The following is an 18,697-nucleotide window of genomic DNA, read 5'->3' as shown; positions in this document are numbered from 1 at the left end:
TTGTCCGGCCGGCGATGCGTGTCACCGGCTCTCCTTGGGGCTCGACGCCCATTGTGCGGCGGGTTGGCCCCCACCCTACGATCTCCCGTAGGGTGGGTGAAACCCACCAATGCTTAGAATTGATCCTCGAATTTCTTCGCAAGATCCTCGATGTTGTCCGGCGGCCAGTCCTCGACATCCATGCCGAGATGCAAGCCCATGCCCGAGAGCACTTCCTTGATCTCGTTCAGCGACTTGCGGCCGAAGTTCGGGGTGCGCAGCATCTCGGCTTCGGTCTTCTGGATCAGGTCGCCGATATAGACGATGTTGTCGTTCTTCAGGCAGTTGGCCGAGCGCACCGAAAGCTCCAGCTCGTCGACCTTCTTGAGAAGCAGCGGGTTGAACTCCAGCCCGTCGTCCTCGTCCTGGCGGCCGGCGGATTCGGGTTCTTCGAAGTTGACGAAGATCGAAAGCTGGTCCTGCAGGATGCGGGCGGCATAGGCCACCGCGTCGTCCGGCGTGACCGACCCGTCGGTATCGACCTTCATGGTCAGCTTGTCATAGTCCAGCACCTGGCCCTCGCGGGTGGGCTGCACGTCGTAGCTGACCTTGACGACCGGCGAATAGATCGCGTCGACCGGGATCAGGCCGATCGGCGCGTCTTCCGGCTTGTTCTTGTCGGCGGCGACATAGCCCTTGCCCTGGTTCACGGTCAGTTCCATGAACAGGTCGGCACCCTCGTCGAGGTGGCAGATCACGTGATCCTTGTTCAGGATCTCGATGCCCGCGCTGTCGGAAATGTCGCCGGCGGTGACGACGCCCGGCCCCTTGGCCGAGATCGACAGGCGCTTGGGCCCTTCCACTTCCATGCGCAGGGCCACGCCCTTGAGGTTCAGGACGATATCTGTCACGTCTTCGCGCACACCGGCCACCGACGAGAATTCGTGCAGCACGTTGTCGATCTGCACCGAGGTGATCGCGGCGCCCTGAAGCGACGACAGCAGCACGCGGCGCAGCGCGTTGCCAAGGGTCAGACCGAAGCCGCGCTCCAGCGGTTCGGCCACGACGGTGGCCTGGCGCAGCGGGTCATTGCCCGGCTTCACGTCCAGCTGCGTCGGCTTGATCAGTTCTGCCCAGTTCTTGTGGATCATGCGGTCCCTCCATTCCTGTTCTCGGCCCCATGTCCGAAGGCCAAGAACGCCCGAGGTTTAAAATGACGGAATGGGGCCGTGAACGAACACGCGGCCCCACCGATAATCGGTAAGATCAGACCCGGCGGCGCTTCGGCGGGCGGCAGCCGTTATGCGCGATCGGGGTCACATCACGGATCGAGGTGATGTTGAAGCCGACAGCGGCCAGCGCGCGCAGGGCACTTTCGCGGCCCGAACCGGGGCCCTGCACTTCGACCTCGAGGGTCTTCATGCCGTGTTCCTGCGCCTTGCGGCCTGCATCCTCTGCGGCCATCTGGGCGGCGTAGGGGGTCGACTTGCGCGACCCCTTGAAGCCCATCGTGCCGGCCGACGACCAGGCAATCGCGTTGCCTTGCACGTCCGAGATCAGGATCTTGGTGTTGTTGAAGGAACTGTTCACATGCGCCACGCCGGTGGCGATGTTCTTCGAGACCTTTTTCTTGCCGCGCTGTGCGCCGCGGCGGGTATCACGTGCCATATCTGCTGCCCTCCCTTACTTCTTCTTGCCGGCAATGGCTTTTGCCGGGCCCTTGCGGGTGCGGGCGTTGGTGTGGGTCCGCTGGCCGCGAACCGGCAGGTTCCGGCGGTGGCGCAGACCACGGTAGCAGCCGAGATCCATGAGCCGCTTGATGTTCATCTGAACATCGCGGCGCAGGTCGCCCTCGACGGTGTAGTTGGCGTCGATATGCTCGCGCACGGCAAGCACTTCGGAGTCGCTCAACTCGTTCACCCGGCGGGTGACGTCGATGTTGACGGCTTCGCAGATGGCCTTGGCCGAGGAATGGCCGATACCAGTGATGTAAGTCAGGGCGATCGGGACCCGTTTGTGGGTCGGGATGTTAACGCCGGCGATACGTGCCAAGTGTCGTGTCCTCTTGTGTTGCGGTTCCGTAGTGCCAGAACCTTTTTTCACAACGTAGGCCCGAGACGGTTCCGTCCGGGCCGCAGCTGATACAGGTGGTCGATTCGGCCCCGGGTGCGACCCGGAAAAGAATCATTTTCTCTCATGAGATGGTGGTGCTTAGGAGCAAATGCCAAGAGCGTCAAGCCCCCCGCGGGGCCTGTCAGTCACTGCACAGGAAATAAGCCTGCGCACTGCCCGTTTCGTCCTCGTAGACATATAGCAGGCCCGGCTCCGATTGGAAGGTCCGCAGCACGAAAACCTTCGGGTAAAGCGCGCCGGGCTCCTCGCAGTAACCGGGGCGGATATGGGTCTGGTCACCGGTCCAGTCGGGGCGCGGGATGGGCTCGGACAGTTCGCAGTGATACTCGATCTCGGAAAACCACGTGCCGTCGAAGCTCATGCCGCGTTCGTGCCGCTCGACCATCTCGAGCCCGCAGAGCGCCCGGTCGGTGACGAAATCCATCTCCGCCCGAAGCGGCGTGGCCAGGAAAACCAGCGCCGCGATCCAAACACCCTTCATGAAAAAACCTCCGACCCGTGGGACCGGAGGTTAGCCGCTTTCCGTGAAAGCGCCAAGCGTCAGGCGACGGCGCTCAGCCGAGCTTGCCGTCGATGGCTGCCGACACCTCGTCGATCGTGCCCAGCCCGTCGACCGCGGTGAGCTGGCCCTTGGCATAGTAATAACCGATGAGCGGCGAGGTCTTCTTGTAATATTCCATCAGCCGCTGCTTGAGGCTTTCCTCGTTGTCGTCGGCCCGCACCGGCTGACCGGCGGCGGCGGCCTCTTCGGCGCGCCCCACGATGCGGCTCACCAGGATCTCGTCATCGACCTGAAGCTCGATCACGGCATCGAGCGTCTGGCCCGTTTCCTCCAGCAGCTGGGCCAGCGCGTCGGCCTGCGCCAGCGTGCGCGGGAAGCCGTCGAAGATGAACCCGCCGGCATTCTCGCCCTGGATCTTTTCCCGGATCAGCCCGATCACGATCTCGTCGGTCACCAGGTCGCCGCGCGCCATCACGTCGGCCACGACCTTGCCCATCTCGGTGCCGCTGTCCTTGGCCTCGCGCAGCATGTCGCCGGTCGAAAGCTGGATCATGCCCCGCTTCTCGACAAGGATCTGGGCCTGTGTGCCTTTGCCCGCGCCGGGCGGTCCAAGAAGAATGATATTCATCGGCGTGCCGTTCCTTTCCGACGGGCGCGCTTGCGTCCCTTGCCACTCAATTGCGATTTTTCAATAAGGCCCTCGTACTGGTGCGCCAGGAGATGCGACTGCACCTGCTGGATCGTGTCCATGACAACCGACACCACGATGAGAACCGACGTGCCGCCAAAATAGAAGGGAATGGCGAACTGGCTACGAAGGATTTCAGGAAGGAGACAAACTGCCGCAAGGTAAGCCGAACCCAGCACCAGGATGCGCGAGACCACGTATTCGAGATACTCCGCCGTCCGCTTGCCCGGCCGGATGCCGGGGACGAAACCGTTCTGGTTCTTCAGGTTGTCGGCCACGTCATCGGGCTTGAAGGCCACGTTGTAGGTATAGAAATAGGCGAAAAACACGATCATGCCGGCGAAGAACACCAGGTAAAGCGGCTGACCGGGCCCGAAATAGGCCAGGATGGTCGACATCACCGGCCCGCTGTTCTGCCCCGAGAAGGTCGACAGCGTCACCGGCAGAAGCAGCAGCGACGAGGCGAAGATCGCCGGGATCACGCCCGCCGGGTTCACCTTGACCGGCAGGTGGCTCGACCCGCCGTCATAGACCTTCATCCCCACCTGGCGGCGCGGATACTGGATGTGGATCTTGCGCAAGGAGCGCTCCATGAACACCACGAAGGCGATCACGGCCACCACCATCAGCAGCACGCCCACGATCACCGCCGGGCTGATCGCGCCGCTGCGGCCGCTTGCGAAGAACTGCGCCAGCGCCGCCGGGATCTCGGCGATGATGCCCACGAAGATGATCAGCGAGATGCCGTTGCCCACGCCGCGCGCGGTGATCTGCTCGCCCAGCCACATCAGGAACATCGTGCCGCCCACCAGCGTGATCATGCAGGCCGCCACGAAGAACGGCACGGGAAGATCCGCCTGCACCAGCCCGCCCGAGACAAGGCTCATGGCCAGCCCGTAGGATTGCAGCGTCGCAAGGCCCACCGTGCCGTAGCGGGTGTACTGGTTGATCTTCTTGCGCCCCTGCTCGCCCTCTTTCTTGAGCTGCTCCAGTGCCGGCACCATGGCCGTCATGAGCTGCACGATGATCGAGGCCGAGATATAGGGCATGATCCCCAGCGCGAAGATCCCCATCCGCCCCAGCGCACCGCCGGTGAACATCGACAGCATCCCGCCGATGCCCTGGCTGGCATCTTCCATGAACTGGCGAAGCTCGGCCCCGTCGATGCCGGGCACCGGGATATAGGTGCCGAGGCGATAGACGATGAGCAGGGCGATGGTGAAGAGGATGCGCTTGCGAAGATCGGTGGCCTTGCCAAGGGCGGACCAACTGGTGTTGGCGGCCATTTGTTCTGCTGCGGATACCATGCGCGGGTCTCTTTTTCTTTATAAACGAACGCCGCCAAAGCCGTTTTCCGGCAAAGGCGGCGTCCTAAGGAAAACTAGGGGCTATGTAAGCGGCGTGAGGGCCGCTCACAACCTCTTATTCGGCCGCCTGCGCGGTTGTGACATTCAGAGAGCCACCCGCTTTCTCGACCGCCTCGACGGCCGATTTCGACGCGCCGGTCACTTCCAGCGTCAGCTTGCCGCTGATCTCGCCCTTGGCCAGAACGCGGATCCCGTCGAGCTTGCGGCGCACGAGGCCGCTTTCGACCAGCACGTCCTCGGTGATCGGCTTGCCGCCGTCGATCTTCTTGGCGTCGACGAATTTCTGGATCAGGCCGAGATTGACCACGGCGTATTTCTTGCGGTTCGGCTTGTTGAAGCCACGCTTGGGCAGGCGCTGGTAGAGCGGCATCTGGCCGCCTTCATAGCCCTTGATGGCCACGCCCGAACGGGATTTCTGGCCCTTGATACCACGGCCGGCGGTCTTGCCCATGCCCGAGCCCGGGCCACGGCCGACACGTTTGCGGGGTTTGGTCGCGCCCGCGTTGTCGCGCAGTTCGTTCAGTTTCATATCGCTTCTCCTGAGCCGGATGTGCCCCCCGAAGCGGGTGAGGACAACCTCGGCATGTCTTGGTTTTCGAGTCGGGCCCATCCCGGGCCACCGGGCGCGTATAGACGGGTTGCGCGGGCGGATCAAGGGGCCTGTGCGGGGGCTGACGTCACGGGGCAGACCCACGGCGCATCGGCCCCGGTGACGCCCGCCGCGCGACCTCAGCCAGAAACGCCCCCCCACCAAACCCGATTGATTTCTCGCCTCCCGCGTTATCTCCTTCTCCCATGACCCTCCGTGCCGCCCTCCTCGCCTCGGCCCTCGCCCTATCGGCCACCCCGGCCGCCCCGGGCTGCGCCACCGATGCCATGCTGGTCTTCGACGGCTCCGCCTCGATGGCCGAGATCGGCGCCGACGCAACCGCGCCCACCCGCATCGCCGAGGCCCGCACCGCGCTCCACCGCGCCATGCCCCAGATCGCCCCCTTCCGCCGCGTGGGCCTGCTGGTTTACGGCCCCGGCGGCGACCGAAGCTGCACCGGCATCGACCTCCGCTTCGCCCCCATCCCCGACGCGTCCCAAGCCGTAACCGGCGCCATCGACACCCTGGCGCCGCAGGGCCTCACGCCGCTCGCCGCCTCCGTCCTCGCCGCCGCCGAAACGCTGGACTACCGCGGCACCCCCGGCATCGTGGTACTGGTCACCGACGGCAACGAAACCTGCGGCGGCCGCCCCTGCGCCCTCGGCGCGACACTGGCGGCGGAAGGGTACGACCTCACCGTCCACGTCATCGGCTTCCGCGTGGTCTACGACCCGTTCAGCTGGAACAGCCCCGAGGCCGAGGGCTATGACGGCACGACCGTCGCCAAGTGCCTCGCCGACCGGACGGGCGGCATGTATGTCTCCACCGAAACCGTCGACGAACTGGCCGCGGCCCTGCGCGAGACGCTGGGCTGTGCGCTGATCGGGCGGGCCCCTGCCCGTCCCGCGACTTCGGCCGGCTAAACAAACCAGCTCCTCTCCAAGGTCGAAAATCTTTACCCCGAAAGGGAAAAAGTTAGTAAACTGTTAACGCATCATGTGGGGGGAGAATGACATGAAGCGGTTCACGACAGCGGCGATCATCAGCATCCTGGTATCATCCAGCCCGGTTCTCGCCGCCAGCCAGGGCGCGGCGCAGGGCTTACTGGCAGACGAGGTCTGGCACAGCGGCGGATGCCGCAAGAATTCGCCCCCGGGAAAATGCTGCCACGCCGGGTCGAAACCCTACCATTGCCACTGACCCACGGCGCTTAGCACATCGCGTCCGACAGGGGCCGCCCGTAGGGTGGGTGAAACCCACCTCTCCTACCCTATCCCGCGCCCGCCAGGTTCAGCACGCCCACAACCTCGAGCCCGCTCAGCACCGCGTCCACCGCCACGGTCGCCAGGATCATCCCCATCACCTGGCTGATCACGTTCGCCCCGGTATTGCCGATCACCCGTTTCAACCGGCTCGCCAGCAGCAGTAGCAGCAGCGTGATCAGCAGCACCACCACCAGAAGCCCCGCCGTAACCGCCTGGTCTGGAATGGAATTCCGGTTGTTATCGGTGAGAATGACAATCGCCAGCATCGCCCCGGGCGAGGCGATCGAGGGCATCGCCAGCGGGAACACCGCGCCGCTCATGTGATCCTTCTCCGCCGCCTCGATCTCGCGCTCGGCCTTGGCCTCGCCAAAGATCATCTGCATGGCGAAGACGAACAGGATCAGCCCGCCCGCGATCTGGAACGACCCGAGCCGCAGGCCGATCGCCTCGAGCACCACCTGCCCCAGCACCAGGAACGCCATCAGCACGATCGCGGCCACGAGAACACCCCGCACGGCCAGCCGCCAGTGCAGCTTCTCCGGCACGCCCGCGACGGCGAAATAGAAGACCGGCAGCGTGCCAATCGGGTCGATCACGACGAAAAGCGTGATGAACTCGCGGATCAGGGTTTCAAGGTCGATGGCGGGCAATTCGGCGTGTCTCCGGGGGATCTGTTTCTCTTTTGGCAGACCGCCCGCGCCGGGGCAACGGGAGGAATGCCGCATCCCGCCCGGCGGGCTATCGGCGATTGCTTGCAATCGCCTGCCGCAAGTGAATTGCAAGGCAATTCACGATAGGCGAGCGCCGGCCCGTGGGGAGGCGCAGCGACGGAATTGGCTCACGCTTTATGGTGCCGAATACATCTTCCCTACGAACGTTATGCCACACCCGCCAAAGCGCCTGCCCGCCGGGACGGGCCGGCGCTCGCCCGGCGCCTTCGGCTCGATTCCGGGCTTCCTCTCCCCCAAAACCGCGCCGCCAAAGAAAAACGCCCCGGCCATCACTGACCGGGGCGCCTATCCGTAGGGTGGGTGTCAACCCACCTCACCCAAACTCAACCGCGCTCTTCGACGATTTCCACCAGGTGCGGGATCTTGTTGATCATGCCGCGCACCGAGGGGGTGTCTTCCAGCTCACGGGTCTTGTGCATCTTGTTGAGCCCCAGGCCAACGAGCGTGGCGCGCTGTTCCTTGGGGCGGCGGATGGGCGAACCCACCTGCTTGACGACGATGGTTTTGGCCATGTCCCTGTCTCCTTACGCTTCCGCGGCCGTGTCGGCCGGGTGTTCGCCCTTCGGACCTTCATCCCGTTTCAGGATGTCGGCGACCTTCTTGCCGCGGCGCTGCGCCACGTGGCGCGGGCTGGCCTGGAACTGCAGCGCGTCCAGCGTGGCACGGATCATGTTGTAGGGGTTCTGCGTGCCCACCGACTTGGCCACCACGTCCTGAACGCCCAGCATCTCGAACACGGCACGCATCGGACCACCGGCGATGATACCGGTACCTTGCGGCGCGGTGCGCATGATCACCTTGCCGGCGCCGTGACGGCCGTAACCGTCATGGTGCAGCGTGCGGCCTTCGCGCAGCGGCACGCGGATCATGCCGCGCTTGGCCTGCTCGGTGGCCTTGCGGATCGCCTCGGGCACCTCTTTGGCCTTGCCCTTGCCGAAGCCCACGCGGCCCTTCTGGTCGCCCACGACGACGAGAGCTGCGAACCCGAAGCGCTTGCCGCCCTTCACGGTTTTCGAAACACGGTTGATCGCGACAAGGCGATCGGCGAATTCCGGCGCTTCGTCGCGATCGCGACCTCCGCGGCGGTTGTCATCTCTTGCCATCTGGCATCCTTTCCTGGCGCCCTCGCGGGCTTCAAGTTTGTCCAATCCAGGTGTCGAAAGGCCTTGTGCCCCCGACCCGGATCATCGAGGCGCCCCGGGATCAGCCCCGCGGCGCCTGCGCCTTAGATTTTCAGGCCGGCTTCGCGGGCGGCATCCGCCAGCGCCTTGATCCGGCCGTGAAACAGGAACCCGCCGCGGTCGAACTGGGCCTCGGTGATGCCCGCCGCCTTGGCGCGTTCGGCGATGGTGGCGCCGATCTTCTTCGCCGCATCCATCGTGTTCTTGCCGACGAAGCCGAGATCCTTCTCGAGCGTCGAGGCCGAGGCCAGGGTGACGCCGTTCACATCGTCGATGATCTGCACGCTCATGTTTTTCGACGAGCGGTGCACGCTCAGGCGCGGACGCCCGGCATTGACCTTGCGAAGTTTGCTCCGAACGCGCAGGCGGCGTTTCTGGAACAGTTGTCTTTTGCTGTTTGCCATCTGTCGCGTCCTTACTTCTTCTTGCCTTCCTTCTGGAAGATATACTCGCCCTTGTAGCGGATGCCTTTGCCCTTGTAGGGCTCCGGGCGCCGCCAGTCGCGGATATTGGCCGCGACTTCACCGACGAGCTGCTTGTCATGGCCCTCGACCACCAGTTCGGTGGGCTTCGGCGCCGTGACAGTAATACCTTCCGGGATCGGGAAATCCACATCGTGCGACAGGCCGAGGTTCAGCTTCAGGGTGTTGCCCTGAACCTGTGCCCGGTAACCGACGCCCTGGATTTCGAGCTCTTTCTTGAAGGGCTCTTTCGATCCGTGAACGAGGTTGGCGATGATCGTGCGGCTCATGCCCCACTGCTGACGCGCGCGCTTGGATTTGCCGCGCGGCGCAACGGTGACCTGGCCGTCCTCGATCGCGATGGTGACATCGTCGGTGAAGGTGAAGCTTTTCGTTTGCTTCGGACCTTTCACCTCGATCGTCTGGCCGCTGAGCGAGGCAGTGACGCCATCGGGCAGGGCCACGGGTTGTTTACCGATACGAGACATAATCAGGCCTCCTTAGAATACGGTGCAAAGCACTTCGCCGCCAACGTTGGCCGCCCGTGCGTTTGCATCCGACATCACACCCTGCGGGGTCGAGACAATCGACACGCCGAGGCCCTGGCGGACCGACGGAATGTCCTTGACGCCCATGTACACCCGGCGGCCGGGCTTCGAGACCCGCTTCATCTCGCGGATGGCGGGGGCGCCTTCGAAATACTTCAGGCTGACCTCGATCGCGGGGTGGCCGCGGCTGTCGGTGGCATCTTCGAAGCCACGGATATAGCCCTCGTCCGCCAGCACGTTCAGCACGCGCACGCGCATCTTCGAGGCCGGCACCATGACGGTGGACTTGCCGCGCATGCCCGCGTTGCGGATGCGGGTCAGCATATCGCCGATAGGATCGTTCATCTCATGTCCCTCCTTACCAGCTCGACTTGACCACGCCCGGCATCTGACCGGCCGAGCCCAGGTCGCGCAGGGCGATCCGGCTGACTTTCAGTTTCCGGTAGTAGGCGTGCGGCCGGCCGGTGAGCTGGCAGCGGTTATGCAGGCGGGTGGCCGAGCTGTTGCGCGGCAGTTCCGCCAGCTTGAGCGAGGCACGGAAGCGTTCTTCCATCGGCTTCGACTCGTCGCTGATGATTTCCTTCAGAGCGGCACGCTTGGCGGCGTATTGCTTCACCAGGCGCTGACGCTTCTTCTCGCGTTCGATCATTGCTTTTTTAGCCATGTCAAATTCCTCCCGGCTCAGCTGGTGAAGGGCATGTTGAAATGCTTCAACAGCGCCCTGGCTTCAGCGTCGGTCTTCGCCGTGGTTCCGATAATGATGTCAATGCCCCACACCTCGTCGACCTTGTCGAAGTTGATTTCGGGGAAGACGATGTGTTCCTTCAGGCCCAGGGCATAATTGCCGCGGCCGTCGAAGGATTTGGCCGACACGCCGCGGAAGTCGCGGATCCGGGGCATCGCGATGGTGATCAGGCGATCGAGGAATTCGTACATCCGGTCGCCGCGCAGGGTCACCTTGGCGCCCAGCGGCATGTCTTCACGCACGCGGAAGCCGGCGATGGATTTCTTCGCCTTGGTGACGACGGCCTTCTGGCCGGCGATCAGCGTCAGGTCTTCCTGGGCCGACTTGGCCTTCTTGGAATCCTTCACCGCCTCGGCGCCGCAGCCGATGTTCAGGACGATCTTGTCCAGCCGCGGGATCATCATGTCGTTCGTGTAACCGAACTCTTCCTTCATCGCGGGGCGGATCGTCTCGCGGAACTGCTGGCGCAGGCGCGGGGTGTAATTCTCGGTATCAAGCATCGATCACGTCCCCCGTGGTCTTGGCGAAACGCACCTTCTTGTCGCCTTCGATCTTGAAGCCGACGCGGGTGGGTTTGCCGTTCTTGTCGAGCATCGCCAGGTTCGAAAGGTCGATCGGCATCGCCTTGGGAAGGCGGCCGCCCTGGCTCTGCTGGCTCTGGCGGGTGTGGCGGATGGCCATGTTCACGCCGTCGACGACGGCCTTGCCGGCTTTCGGGTCGACGGAAGTGATCGTGCCTTCCTTGCCCTTGTCCTTGCCGGAGATCACGACGACCTTGTCGCCCTTCTTGAGTTTAGCAGCCATCTTACAGCACCTCCGGGGCGAGCGAGATGATTTTCATGTAGTTCTTCGCGCGCAGCTCGCGCACGACCGGCCCGAAGATACGGGTGCCGATCGGGTCACCTGCGTTGTTCAGGATGACGGCGGCGTTGCGGTCGAAGCGGATCGCGGTGCCGTCTTCACGGCGGATTTCCTTGGCGGTGCGCACGACGACGGCCTTGCGGACATCGCCTTTCTTCACACGGCCGCGGGGGATGGCTTCCTTCACCGAGACGACGATCACGTCGCCGACGGAGGCATACTTGCGTTTGGAACCACCCAGGACCTTGATGCACTGAACTTTCCGGGCACCGGAATTGTCAGCCACATCCAGATTGGTCTGCATCTGGATCATTTGGTTTCTCCCGACCTTTAGGGTAACGACCCCAGGGTTTCGCTCAAACCGGGTGTGCGAGAGCCTTTAGGCTTCCAGCACCTCCCAGCGTTTCGTTTTCGACTTGGGCGCGCATTCGATGATGCGGACCTGGTCACCCACCTTGAAGGTGTTCTTCTCGTCGTGAGCCCGGTACTTCTTGGACTTACGAATGGTTTTCTGCAGCACCGGGTGCTTGAAGCGGCGCTCGACCGAAACGGTCACGGTCTGGGCATTGGCATCAGAGGTCACGACGCCTTGCAGGATACGCTTGGGCATGGGTGGCCTCCTTATTCCGCTGCCGCAGACGCGGCTTTTTCGTTCAGCACGGTCAAAACGCGCGCCACGTTGCGGCGCACGGTCTTCATCCGCGCGGGGTTCTCGATCTGGCCGGTCGCGGCCTGAAAGCGCAGGTTGAACTGCTCTTTCTTCAGATTCACCAGCTCTTCACGCAGCTGGTCGGGCGTTTTGTCACGCAGCTCTGCAGCGTTCATGTCGCCATCGTCCTTCTCTCAAAACACCGGTCGGCCCCTGACGATTGGCTCAGGGTCACCTGCAAACCCGGTGGATGAATTGCAAACAAGCGAATCCCGGGGGCATCCCGGGCTCGCGGATTTGGGCTCTATAAGGGAGGCGCGGCGACAGGGCAAGGGGGAAGTTCCGATTTCCGTAGGGTGGGTGCGAACCCACCTTGCGGCCGGACGAGAAGCCGCGCATCGGCGGGCCGCGGTGCGGCGAACCAACGGCCGTGGGCGCCACTTTATCCCGGCCAAACACATCCACCCTCACGACGTCGCGCCTACCTCACCAAATCGCCGTGCCGTCGGGGCGGCCCGTCGATGCGCGGCGGGCTTCGCCCTGGATTCCGCGCAGGGAAAACACCGAACCGTGTACTCGTCTACCCCCACCCGTAATTGAAGCTCACCGAGATCCTGTCATCCTCGGCCATGTTCGCCGGCACCTCGTGCCTGAGCCAGCTTTCCCACAGCAGCACATCGCCCACCTTCGGCGCCTCGTAGATGAAGGTCCGGAGCTCCCGCCTTGCCCCCTTCAGCCTTGCCGGCGCCGCCATCATCCTTGCATGGCGCGGGTCTTCCAGCTTCAGCGCGCTGGTCCCCCCCGGCATCGCCACGTAGGTCGTGCCGGAAATCACCGAATGCGGGTGGATATGGCTGCCATGGCTGCCCCCCTCCGGCAGGATGTTGATCCAGATATCCTCCAGCTTCAGCTCACGCCCATCGAGGTCGAACTCCAAATCCTCCGCGAACGCCGCCACATGCGCATCGAGCGCCTTGACCACATCCGCGAAGATCGGAAACCGCCACGGCAGGTCGGTCAGCGACGCATAGGAGGTATAGCCCGGATACCCGTTCTCCTCGCACCAGTCCTGCCCCGCCTCGTCATCCTCCGCGATGGAATAACACGACGCCTCCAGCTCATCGGCATCGATGGCGGGCCCGTGCTCGCTGAGCGCAGCACGGTAAAGGCGGGTGACGAAAAGCGAGTCGATCTGTGGCATGGCCCACTCCTAGCCCACCCTTCGCTCCAGCGCGAGAGGTCAGAAACGATTCCCTTGTCAGAAGCGGCCCCGCCGGGCGAATACCCCGTAGGGTGGGTGAAAACCCACCTCGCCCCCACTTATCAACAAAACCAAAACCCCCGCCGATCTCTCGACGGGGGTTCCGAATTCTCTCGGGCAAGGCGACCCGCAGATTTCTTCGAAATCCGCTACACCGCCTGCGTCATTCGCAAGCAAATGACCTTACCAGTCTTCCTTGACCACGATGCGGGTCTTGATCGGCAGCTTCATCGCGGCAAGGCGCAGGGCCTCTTTCGCGATGGCGTCGGAAACGCCGTCGATCTCGAACATCACCCGGCCGGGCTTGACCTTGCAGGCCCAGAAATCGACCGAGCCCTTACCCTTACCCATCCGCACTTCGGTGGGTTTCGAGGTCACCGGGGTATCCGGGAAGATCCGGATCCAGACCCGGCCCTGACGCTTCATGTGACGCGTCATGGCCCGGCGGGCGGCCTCGATCTGGCGCGCGGTGACGCGCTCGGGCTGGGTTGCCTTGAGCCCATAGGTGCCGAAGTTCAGGTCGGAGCCGCCTTTGGCTTCGCCCTTGATCCGGCCCTTGAACTGCTTGCGGAATTTGGTGCGCTTCGGTTGCAGCATCTCTTATCCCTCCTCAGCGGCGGCCGCCGGCGCCACGGGGCGCGGGACCATCCTGAAGTTCCTGGGCCTTGCGATCACGGGCCGACGGATCGTGCTCCATGATCTCGCCCTTGAAGATCCAGACCTTGACGCCGATGATGCCGTAAGGCGTGGACGCCTCCGCATGGGCATAATCGATGTCGGCGCGCAGGGTGTGGAGCGGCACGCGGCCTTCCCGGTACCACTCGGTCCGGGCGATCTCGGCACCGCCGAGGCGGCCCGACACGTTGACCCGGATACCCAGCGCACCCATGCGCATCGCGTTCTGCACGGCCCGTTTCATCGCACGGCGGAAGCTGACCCGGCGCTCGAGCTGCTGGGCGATGCTTTCGCCAACCAGCGCGGCGTCGAGCTCGGGCTTGCGCACTTCGACGATGTTGAGGTGCAGTTCGCTGTCGGTCATCTTCGCCAGCTTCTTGCGCAGGCTCTCGATATCGGCGCCTTTCTTGCCGATGATCACGCCGGGGCGCGCGGTGTGCACCGTGACGCGGCACTTCTTGTGCGGACGCTCGATGATCACGCGGCTGACGCCGGCCTGCTTGCACTCTTCCTTGATGAACTCACGGATCTTGACGTCTTCCAGAAGAAGATTGCCGTAATCCTTCGTATCGGCATACCAGCGGCTGTCCCAGGTGCGGTTCACCTGCAGGCGCATGCCAATCGGATTGACTTTGTTACCCATTAGGCTTGCTCCTCGACTTCACGCACCTTGATTGTCAGCTCCGAGAACGGCTTCATGATCCGCCCGAACCGGCCGCGTGCCCGCGGACGACCGCGCTTCATGACCAGGTTCTTGCCCACGTAGGCCTCGGCGACGACAAGCTCGTCGACGTCAAGGTTGTGGTTGTTCTCGGCATTCGCGATGGCGGACTGAAGGCATTTCTTCACGTCCTGCGCGATCCGCTTCTTCGAGAAGGTCAGGTCGCTCAGCGCCTTGTCGACCTTCTTGCCCCGGATCATCGCGGCAACCAGGTTGAGTTTCTGCGGGCTGGTGCGCAGCATGCGCAGCTTCGCCATCGCTTCGTTGTCCGCCACGCGGCGGGGATTCTTCTCCTTGCCCATGGCTTACTTCCTCTTGGCTTTCTTGTCGGCCGCGTGCCCGTAATAGGTCCGCGTCGGTGCGTATTCCCCGAATTTCTGGCCGATCATGTCTTCGTTGACCAGAACCGGAACGTGTTTCTGACCGTTATAGACGCCAAACGTCAGGCCCACGAACTGGGGCAGGATCGTCGAGCGGCGCGACCAGATCTTGATGACTTCCTTGCGCCCGCTTTCGCGCGTTGCCTCGGCCTTTTTCAGGACGTAGGCATCGACAAAGGGGCCTTTCCATACAGAACGTGCCATGTCTTAGCGGCCCTTCTTCCGTGCGTGACGCGAGCGCAGGATAAGTTTCTGCGACGCCTTGTTGGTGTTGCGGGTGCGCTTGCCCTTGGTGGGCTTGCCCCAGGGCGTGACCGGGTGGCGGCCACCCGAGGTGCGGCCCTCACCACCACCGTGCGGGTGGTCGATCGGGTTCATCACGACACCGCGGACAGAGGGGCGGATGCCCTTGTGGCGCATGCGACCGGCCTTGCCGTAATCCTGGTTGGAGTTGTCGGGGTTCGACACGGCACCCACGGTGGCCTTGCACTCCTGGCGCACCATCCGCAGCTCGCCCGACGACAGGCGGATCTGCGCATAGCCGCCGTCACGGCCGACGAACTGGGCATAGGTGCCCGCGGCGCGTGCGATCTGGCCGCCCTTGCCGGGCTTCAGCTCGATGTTGTGAACGATCGTCCCGATCGGCATGCCCGAAAACGGCATGGCGTTGCCCGGCTTGATGTCCGCGCGTTCCGACGAGACGACCTTGTCGCCTATCGCCAGCCGCTGCGGGGCCAGGATATAGGACTGTTCGCCATCCTCGTAGCGGATGAGCGCGATGAAGGCCGTCCGGTTCGGGTCGTATTCGATCCGTTCGACGGTGGCGGTCACATCGAATTTGTTGCGTTTGAAATCGACGATCCGGTAGAGCCGTTTGGCCCCGCCCCCGCGGCGTCGTGCAGTGATACGTCCGGTGTTGTTCCGGCCGCCCGATTTGGTCAGACCCTCGGTGAGGGCCTTGACGGGGCGTCCTTTGTACAGCTCCGAACGGTCGATCAGCACCAGCCCGCGCTGGCCCGGCGTCGTCGGCTTATACGACTTGAGTGCCATGCTTTCTGTCTTCCGTTAGCTAACGCCCCGGGCTTGGATCCGGGGCTATGTGTAGGGTGGGTGTGAACCCACCTTGGTGTAGGGCCCCGAAGGTCCCCGGTTCGGTGATGTTCTCGCGAACAATAAAAACACAGCCCCAGACGAATCCGGGGCGGTGCAGATGGGTCCGTTTAAGCGAGAGACCCGGGTTGGTCAAGCGATTAAGGGCAGAAATGCGCCTGCGGGACGCTTGTGGCTTGGGGTGGAGGACAAACCAATTCACCACTGGCCTGCCCCATCCCGCTCTCAACACATCCCCGCCGGGCGAGCGCCGGCCCGTGGGGAGGCGCTGCAACGGTCACGACTGGCAATTTATGGTGCCAAACACATCCTGCCCCCGAAACCCCGCGCCACACCTCAAAAGCGCCTGCCCGCCGGGACGGGCCGGCGCTCGCCCGGCGCCGCGCCAAGGCGCGGCTCTGTTCCGGGCGTGTACCAAGCCGTAGGGTGGGTGCAACCCACCTCGCCAACGGCCTCGGAGCCGGGCGTGTGCCAAGCCGTTGGGCGGTGCCAACCCACCACCCCACGAAAAAACCCCGGCCACTCCACGCAGCCGGGGTCCTATCTCTCAAAAGCCAGGGCCAACCCCCGACCGACGTCACCCGATCAAAGACCGGTCGTCACGTCGATCGTGTTGCCTTCCTCAAGCGTCACATACGCCTTCTTGACGTCCTTCCGGGTGCCCTTGACACCGCGGAAGCGCTTGTTCTTGCCCTTGGTGATCGTGGTGTTCACAGCCTTCACCTTCACACCGAAGAGCGCCTCGACGGCCTCCTTGATCTGCGGCTTGGAGCTGTCGATGTCCACCTCGAAGACCACCGCGCCGGCTTCCGACGCCATGGTGGATTTCTCGGTGATCACCGGCTTGCGGATCACGTCGTAATGTTCCGGTTTCGCGCTCATTTCAGTCGAGCCTCCAGTGCTTCGACACCCGCCTTCGTGAGCACCAGCGTGTCACGCTTGAGGATGTCATAGACATTCGCGCCCATGCTCGGCAGCACGTCCAGCCCTTCGATGTTGGCGGCCGCGCGGGCGAACTCGGCGTTCACCTCCGAACCGTCGATGATCAGCGCGCGCTTCCAGCCCAGGTCGCGGACCTGCTTGGCCAGCTCCTTGGTCTTGGAAATGCCGTCCGCCGACTCGATCACCACCAGCTCGCCGGCTTTCGCCTTGGCGCTCAGGGCATGCTTGAGCCCCAGCTTGCGCACCTTCTTGGGCAGTTCATGCGCATGGCTGCGCGGAACCGGGCCCTTGTAGATGCCGCCCTTGCGGAAGATCGGCGCGTTGCGGTCGCCGTGGCGGGCGCCACCGGTGCCCTTCTGGCGATAGATCTTCTTGGTCGAATAGCTGGTCTCGGACCGGGTCTTGGCCTTGTGCGTCCCCTGCTGCGCCTTGTTGCGCTGCCAGCGGACGACGCGGTGAAGAATGTCGGCGCGCGGGTCCAGGCCGAAGATCTCTTCGCCCAGATCGACCGAGCCGGCTTTCCCGCCGTCCAGTTTGATCACGTCGAGTTTCATTCCTCGCCTTCCTTCTTCTCACCGTCATCGTCGCCCTTCTCGGCTTCGATGTCGGCCTCGGCTTCCTTCAGCGCCTCGGCTTCGGCCGCGGCCTGCTCTTCGGCAAGGCGCTTGGCTTCGGCTTCGGCCTCGGCAGCGGCGGCGGCAGCGGCTTCCTCGGCGGCCTTGGCGGCAGCCTCGGCTTCCGATTTCAGAGCCGCGGGCAGGATCGCGCTTTCCGGGAACGGCTTCTTGACCGCGTCCTTGATCGTGACCCAGCCACCCTTCGAGCCAGGAACCGCGCCCTTGACCATGATCAGGCCACGGTCGGCGTCGGTCTTGATGACCTGAAGGTTCTGCGTGGTCACGCGGACGGCGCCCATGTGGCCGGCCATCTTCTTGCCCTTGAACACCTTGCCCGGGTCCTGGCACTGGCCGGTCGACCCGTGGGCGCGGTGGCTGATCGACACACCGTGGCTGGCGCGCAGGCCGCCGAAGTTGTGCCGCTTCATGCCGCCCTGGAAGCCCTTACCGATCGAGGTGCCCGACACGTCGACGAACTGACCCTCGAAATAGTGGTTCGCGGTGATTTCCTCACCCACGTCGATCATGTTCTCGGGCGCCACGCGGAATTCCGCGATCTTGCGCTTGGGCTCGACCTTGGCGGCGGCGAAATGGCCGCGCATGGCCTTCGAGGTCCGCTTGGCCTTGGCCGTGCCGGCACCCAGCTGAACGGCCGAATAGCCGTGGCTCTCGGCGGTGCGCTGAGCGACCACCTGAAGCTTGTCCAGTTGAAGGACGGTCACGGGAACCTGCTTCCCGTCCTCCATGAAAAGCCGGGTCATGCCGACTTTCTTTGCGATTACGCCAGAGCGCAACATGTCGTTACCCTCCCTTAAACCGAAATCTGAACGTCCACGCCCGCGGCGAGGTCGAGCTTCATCAGCGCGTCCACGGTCTGCGGGGTGGGGTCGACGATGTCGAGCAGCCGCTTGTGGGTGCGGATCTCGAACTGGTCGCGGGATTTCTTGTTCACGTGCGGGCCACGCAGAACGGTGAACTTCTCGATCTTGTTCGGCAGCGGGATCGGCCCACGTACCTCGGCACCGGTCCGTTTGGCGGTGTTGACGATCTCCTGCGTGCTGGCATCCAGTACGCGGTAGTCAAATGCCTTCAGCCGAATGCGAATGTTTTGGCTTTGCATTGGGGTAGCCTTTCGCGGCGTTGGAGTTGATAGGAGGAAGGCCGGACCACCCGGCCTCCCTCGTCGAACCCTTGGGGTAGTTCTTACTCGATGATCTTCGACACGACGCCGGAGCCGACGGTGCGGCCGCCTTCGCGGATGGCGAAGCGGAGGCCGTCTTCCATGGCGATCG

32 protein-coding genes are annotated in these 18,697 nt (G+C 63.8%); 2 read left to right on the top strand and 30 right to left on the bottom strand.

What is annotated here, in order from left to right; translation table 11 throughout:
• Positions 1 to 113: 113 nt before the first annotated feature.
• The 7 genes from QUV18_RS19090 to rplO form a co-directional block, all read right to left on the bottom strand.
• Entirely contained in the window at positions 114 to 1,130 is a 1,017-nt protein-coding gene (locus QUV18_RS19090; protein ID WP_300895683.1) for a DNA-directed RNA polymerase subunit alpha, read from the bottom strand.
• Between the two features lie 115 nt (positions 1,131 to 1,245).
• Complete coding sequence (rpsK, locus tag QUV18_RS19085; protein ID WP_300895682.1) at positions 1,246 to 1,647, bottom strand: 30S ribosomal protein S11; 402 nt, start codon at positions 1,645 to 1,647, stop codon at positions 1,246 to 1,248.
• Between the two features lie 15 nt (positions 1,648 to 1,662).
• On the bottom strand, positions 1,663 to 2,031 hold the full coding sequence (rpsM, locus tag QUV18_RS19080; RefSeq protein WP_300895681.1) for a 30S ribosomal protein S13: 369 nt from the start codon (positions 2,029 to 2,031) through the stop codon (positions 1,663 to 1,665).
• 202 nt (positions 2,032 to 2,233) lie between these two features.
• Positions 2,234 to 2,593, bottom strand: coding sequence for a hypothetical protein (locus QUV18_RS19075; protein WP_300895680.1), 360 nt, complete (start codon positions 2,591 to 2,593; stop codon positions 2,234 to 2,236).
• Positions 2,594 to 2,666: 73 nt separating this feature from the next.
• On the bottom strand, positions 2,667 to 3,242 hold the full coding sequence (locus QUV18_RS19070) for an adenylate kinase (protein ID WP_300895679.1): 576 nt from the start codon (positions 3,240 to 3,242) through the stop codon (positions 2,667 to 2,669).
• On the bottom strand, positions 3,239 to 4,609 hold the full coding sequence (secY, locus tag QUV18_RS19065; RefSeq protein ID WP_300895678.1) for a preprotein translocase subunit SecY: 1,371 nt from the start codon (positions 4,607 to 4,609) through the stop codon (positions 3,239 to 3,241). Before secY ends, QUV18_RS19070 begins: the two co-directional genes overlap by 4 nt.
• A 115-nt stretch (positions 4,610 to 4,724) precedes the next feature.
• Positions 4,725 to 5,198 carry a 50S ribosomal protein L15 gene (rplO, locus tag QUV18_RS19060; RefSeq protein WP_300895677.1) on the bottom strand — a complete coding sequence of 158 codons (474 nt, stop codon included), beginning with the start codon at positions 5,196 to 5,198 and terminating at the stop codon, positions 4,725 to 4,727.
• A gap of 266 nt (positions 5,199 to 5,464) precedes the next feature.
• Here rplO and QUV18_RS19055 point away from each other — a divergent pair, with 266 nt between their 5' ends.
• Complete coding sequence (locus QUV18_RS19055) at positions 5,465 to 6,181, top strand: VWA domain-containing protein (protein WP_300895676.1); 717 nt, start codon at positions 5,465 to 5,467, stop codon at positions 6,179 to 6,181.
• A gap of 91 nt (positions 6,182 to 6,272) precedes the next feature.
• A complete protein-coding gene (locus QUV18_RS19050) occupies positions 6,273 to 6,458 on the top strand; it encodes a hypothetical protein (RefSeq protein ID WP_138179060.1) in 186 nt (61 codons plus the stop codon).
• Positions 6,459 to 6,528: 70 nt separating this feature from the next.
• On the opposite strand, the gene QUV18_RS19045 is transcribed toward QUV18_RS19050, so the two are convergent.
• The 23 genes from QUV18_RS19045 to QUV18_RS18935 all read right to left on the bottom strand — a co-directional run.
• The gene (locus tag QUV18_RS19045; protein ID WP_300895675.1) at positions 6,529 to 7,173 is read right to left on the bottom strand and encodes a MarC family protein; all 645 of its coding nucleotides are present in this window, start codon (positions 7,171 to 7,173) and stop codon (positions 6,529 to 6,531) included.
• A 404-nt stretch (positions 7,174 to 7,577) separates the two neighbouring features.
• On the bottom strand, positions 7,578 to 7,766 hold the full coding sequence (gene rpmD, locus QUV18_RS19040) for a 50S ribosomal protein L30 (protein WP_057819237.1): 189 nt from the start codon (positions 7,764 to 7,766) through the stop codon (positions 7,578 to 7,580).
• A 12-nt stretch (positions 7,767 to 7,778) separates the two neighbouring features.
• The gene (gene rpsE, locus QUV18_RS19035; protein WP_057819239.1) at positions 7,779 to 8,357 is read right to left on the bottom strand and encodes a 30S ribosomal protein S5; all 579 of its coding nucleotides are present in this window, start codon (positions 8,355 to 8,357) and stop codon (positions 7,779 to 7,781) included.
• Between the two features lie 122 nt (positions 8,358 to 8,479).
• Entirely contained in the window at positions 8,480 to 8,839 is a 360-nt protein-coding gene (gene rplR, locus QUV18_RS19030) for a 50S ribosomal protein L18 (protein WP_300895674.1), read from the bottom strand.
• An 11-nt stretch (positions 8,840 to 8,850) separates the two neighbouring features.
• Entirely contained in the window at positions 8,851 to 9,384 is a 534-nt protein-coding gene (gene rplF, locus QUV18_RS19025; RefSeq protein ID WP_300895673.1) for a 50S ribosomal protein L6, read from the bottom strand.
• A 12-nt stretch (positions 9,385 to 9,396) separates the two neighbouring features.
• Positions 9,397 to 9,789, bottom strand: coding sequence for a 30S ribosomal protein S8 (gene rpsH, locus QUV18_RS19020; RefSeq protein ID WP_057819245.1), 393 nt, complete (start codon positions 9,787 to 9,789; stop codon positions 9,397 to 9,399).
• A 13-nt stretch (positions 9,790 to 9,802) separates the two neighbouring features.
• Complete coding sequence (gene rpsN, locus QUV18_RS19015; protein WP_057819247.1) at positions 9,803 to 10,108, bottom strand: 30S ribosomal protein S14; 306 nt, start codon at positions 10,106 to 10,108, stop codon at positions 9,803 to 9,805.
• A 17-nt stretch (positions 10,109 to 10,125) separates the two neighbouring features.
• Entirely contained in the window at positions 10,126 to 10,689 is a 564-nt protein-coding gene (rplE, locus tag QUV18_RS19010; RefSeq protein WP_300895672.1) for a 50S ribosomal protein L5, read from the bottom strand.
• Entirely contained in the window at positions 10,682 to 10,993 is a 312-nt protein-coding gene (gene rplX, locus QUV18_RS19005; RefSeq protein ID WP_300895671.1) for a 50S ribosomal protein L24, read from the bottom strand. Before rplX ends, rplE begins: the two co-directional genes overlap by 8 nt.
• Position 10,994: 1 nt before the next feature.
• Positions 10,995 to 11,363: a 50S ribosomal protein L14 gene (rplN, locus tag QUV18_RS19000; protein ID WP_057819253.1), complete on the bottom strand. Its 369-nt coding sequence runs from the start codon at positions 11,361 to 11,363 to the stop codon at positions 10,995 to 10,997.
• Between the two features lie 66 nt (positions 11,364 to 11,429).
• Entirely contained in the window at positions 11,430 to 11,660 is a 231-nt protein-coding gene (rpsQ, locus tag QUV18_RS18995) for a 30S ribosomal protein S17 (RefSeq protein WP_300895670.1), read from the bottom strand.
• An 11-nt stretch (positions 11,661 to 11,671) separates the two neighbouring features.
• Positions 11,672 to 11,875, bottom strand: coding sequence for a 50S ribosomal protein L29 (gene rpmC / locus QUV18_RS18990; RefSeq protein WP_300895669.1), 204 nt, complete (start codon positions 11,873 to 11,875; stop codon positions 11,672 to 11,674).
• A gap of 404 nt (positions 11,876 to 12,279) precedes the next feature.
• Entirely contained in the window at positions 12,280 to 12,900 is a 621-nt protein-coding gene (locus QUV18_RS18985) for a TIGR02466 family protein (protein ID WP_300895668.1), read from the bottom strand.
• 243 nt (positions 12,901 to 13,143) lie between these two features.
• A complete protein-coding gene (gene rplP / locus QUV18_RS18980; RefSeq protein WP_057819264.1) occupies positions 13,144 to 13,557 on the bottom strand; it encodes a 50S ribosomal protein L16 in 414 nt (137 codons plus the stop codon).
• A 13-nt stretch (positions 13,558 to 13,570) separates the two neighbouring features.
• Positions 13,571 to 14,278, bottom strand: a complete 708-nt coding sequence (rpsC, locus tag QUV18_RS18975) for a 30S ribosomal protein S3 (protein ID WP_300895667.1) — start codon at positions 14,276 to 14,278, stop codon at positions 13,571 to 13,573.
• On the bottom strand, positions 14,278 to 14,658 hold the full coding sequence (gene rplV, locus QUV18_RS18970) for a 50S ribosomal protein L22 (protein WP_300895666.1): 381 nt from the start codon (positions 14,656 to 14,658) through the stop codon (positions 14,278 to 14,280). The genes rpsC and rplV overlap by 1 nt, the downstream gene beginning before the upstream one ends.
• Positions 14,659 to 14,661: 3 nt before the next feature.
• Positions 14,662 to 14,940, bottom strand: coding sequence for a 30S ribosomal protein S19 (rpsS, locus tag QUV18_RS18965; protein ID WP_057819270.1), 279 nt, complete (start codon positions 14,938 to 14,940; stop codon positions 14,662 to 14,664).
• Between the two features lie 3 nt (positions 14,941 to 14,943).
• Positions 14,944 to 15,786 carry a 50S ribosomal protein L2 gene (rplB, locus tag QUV18_RS18960; protein ID WP_300895665.1) on the bottom strand — a complete coding sequence of 281 codons (843 nt, stop codon included), beginning with the start codon at positions 15,784 to 15,786 and terminating at the stop codon, positions 14,944 to 14,946.
• A gap of 645 nt (positions 15,787 to 16,431) precedes the next feature.
• A complete protein-coding gene (locus QUV18_RS18955) occupies positions 16,432 to 16,728 on the bottom strand; it encodes a 50S ribosomal protein L23 (protein ID WP_300895664.1) in 297 nt (98 codons plus the stop codon).
• Positions 16,725 to 17,342 (bottom strand): 50S ribosomal protein L4, encoded by a 618-nt coding sequence (rplD, locus tag QUV18_RS18950; protein WP_300895663.1) that lies wholly within the window; start codon positions 17,340 to 17,342, stop codon positions 16,725 to 16,727. The genes QUV18_RS18955 and rplD overlap by 4 nt, the downstream gene beginning before the upstream one ends.
• A complete protein-coding gene (rplC, locus tag QUV18_RS18945; protein WP_300895662.1) occupies positions 17,339 to 18,202 on the bottom strand; it encodes a 50S ribosomal protein L3 in 864 nt (287 codons plus the stop codon). Before rplC ends, rplD begins: the two co-directional genes overlap by 4 nt.
• 14 nt (positions 18,203 to 18,216) lie before the next feature.
• Positions 18,217 to 18,525 carry a 30S ribosomal protein S10 gene (gene rpsJ / locus QUV18_RS18940; RefSeq protein ID WP_007817142.1) on the bottom strand — a complete coding sequence of 103 codons (309 nt, stop codon included), beginning with the start codon at positions 18,523 to 18,525 and terminating at the stop codon, positions 18,217 to 18,219.
• 83 nt (positions 18,526 to 18,608) lie between these two features.
• A partial coding sequence (locus tag QUV18_RS18935; RefSeq protein ID WP_215942303.1) for a hypothetical protein occupies positions 18,609 to 18,697 on the bottom strand: 89 nt, incomplete at its 5' end.

The sequence above is a fragment of the Roseovarius sp. genome, assembly GCF_030373445.1.
Taxonomy (GTDB): Bacteria; Pseudomonadota; Alphaproteobacteria; order Rhodobacterales; family Rhodobacteraceae; genus Roseovarius.
The sequence above is the reverse complement of the archived record's forward strand: the minus strand, read 5'-3'. Positions and strand labels throughout refer to the sequence as shown.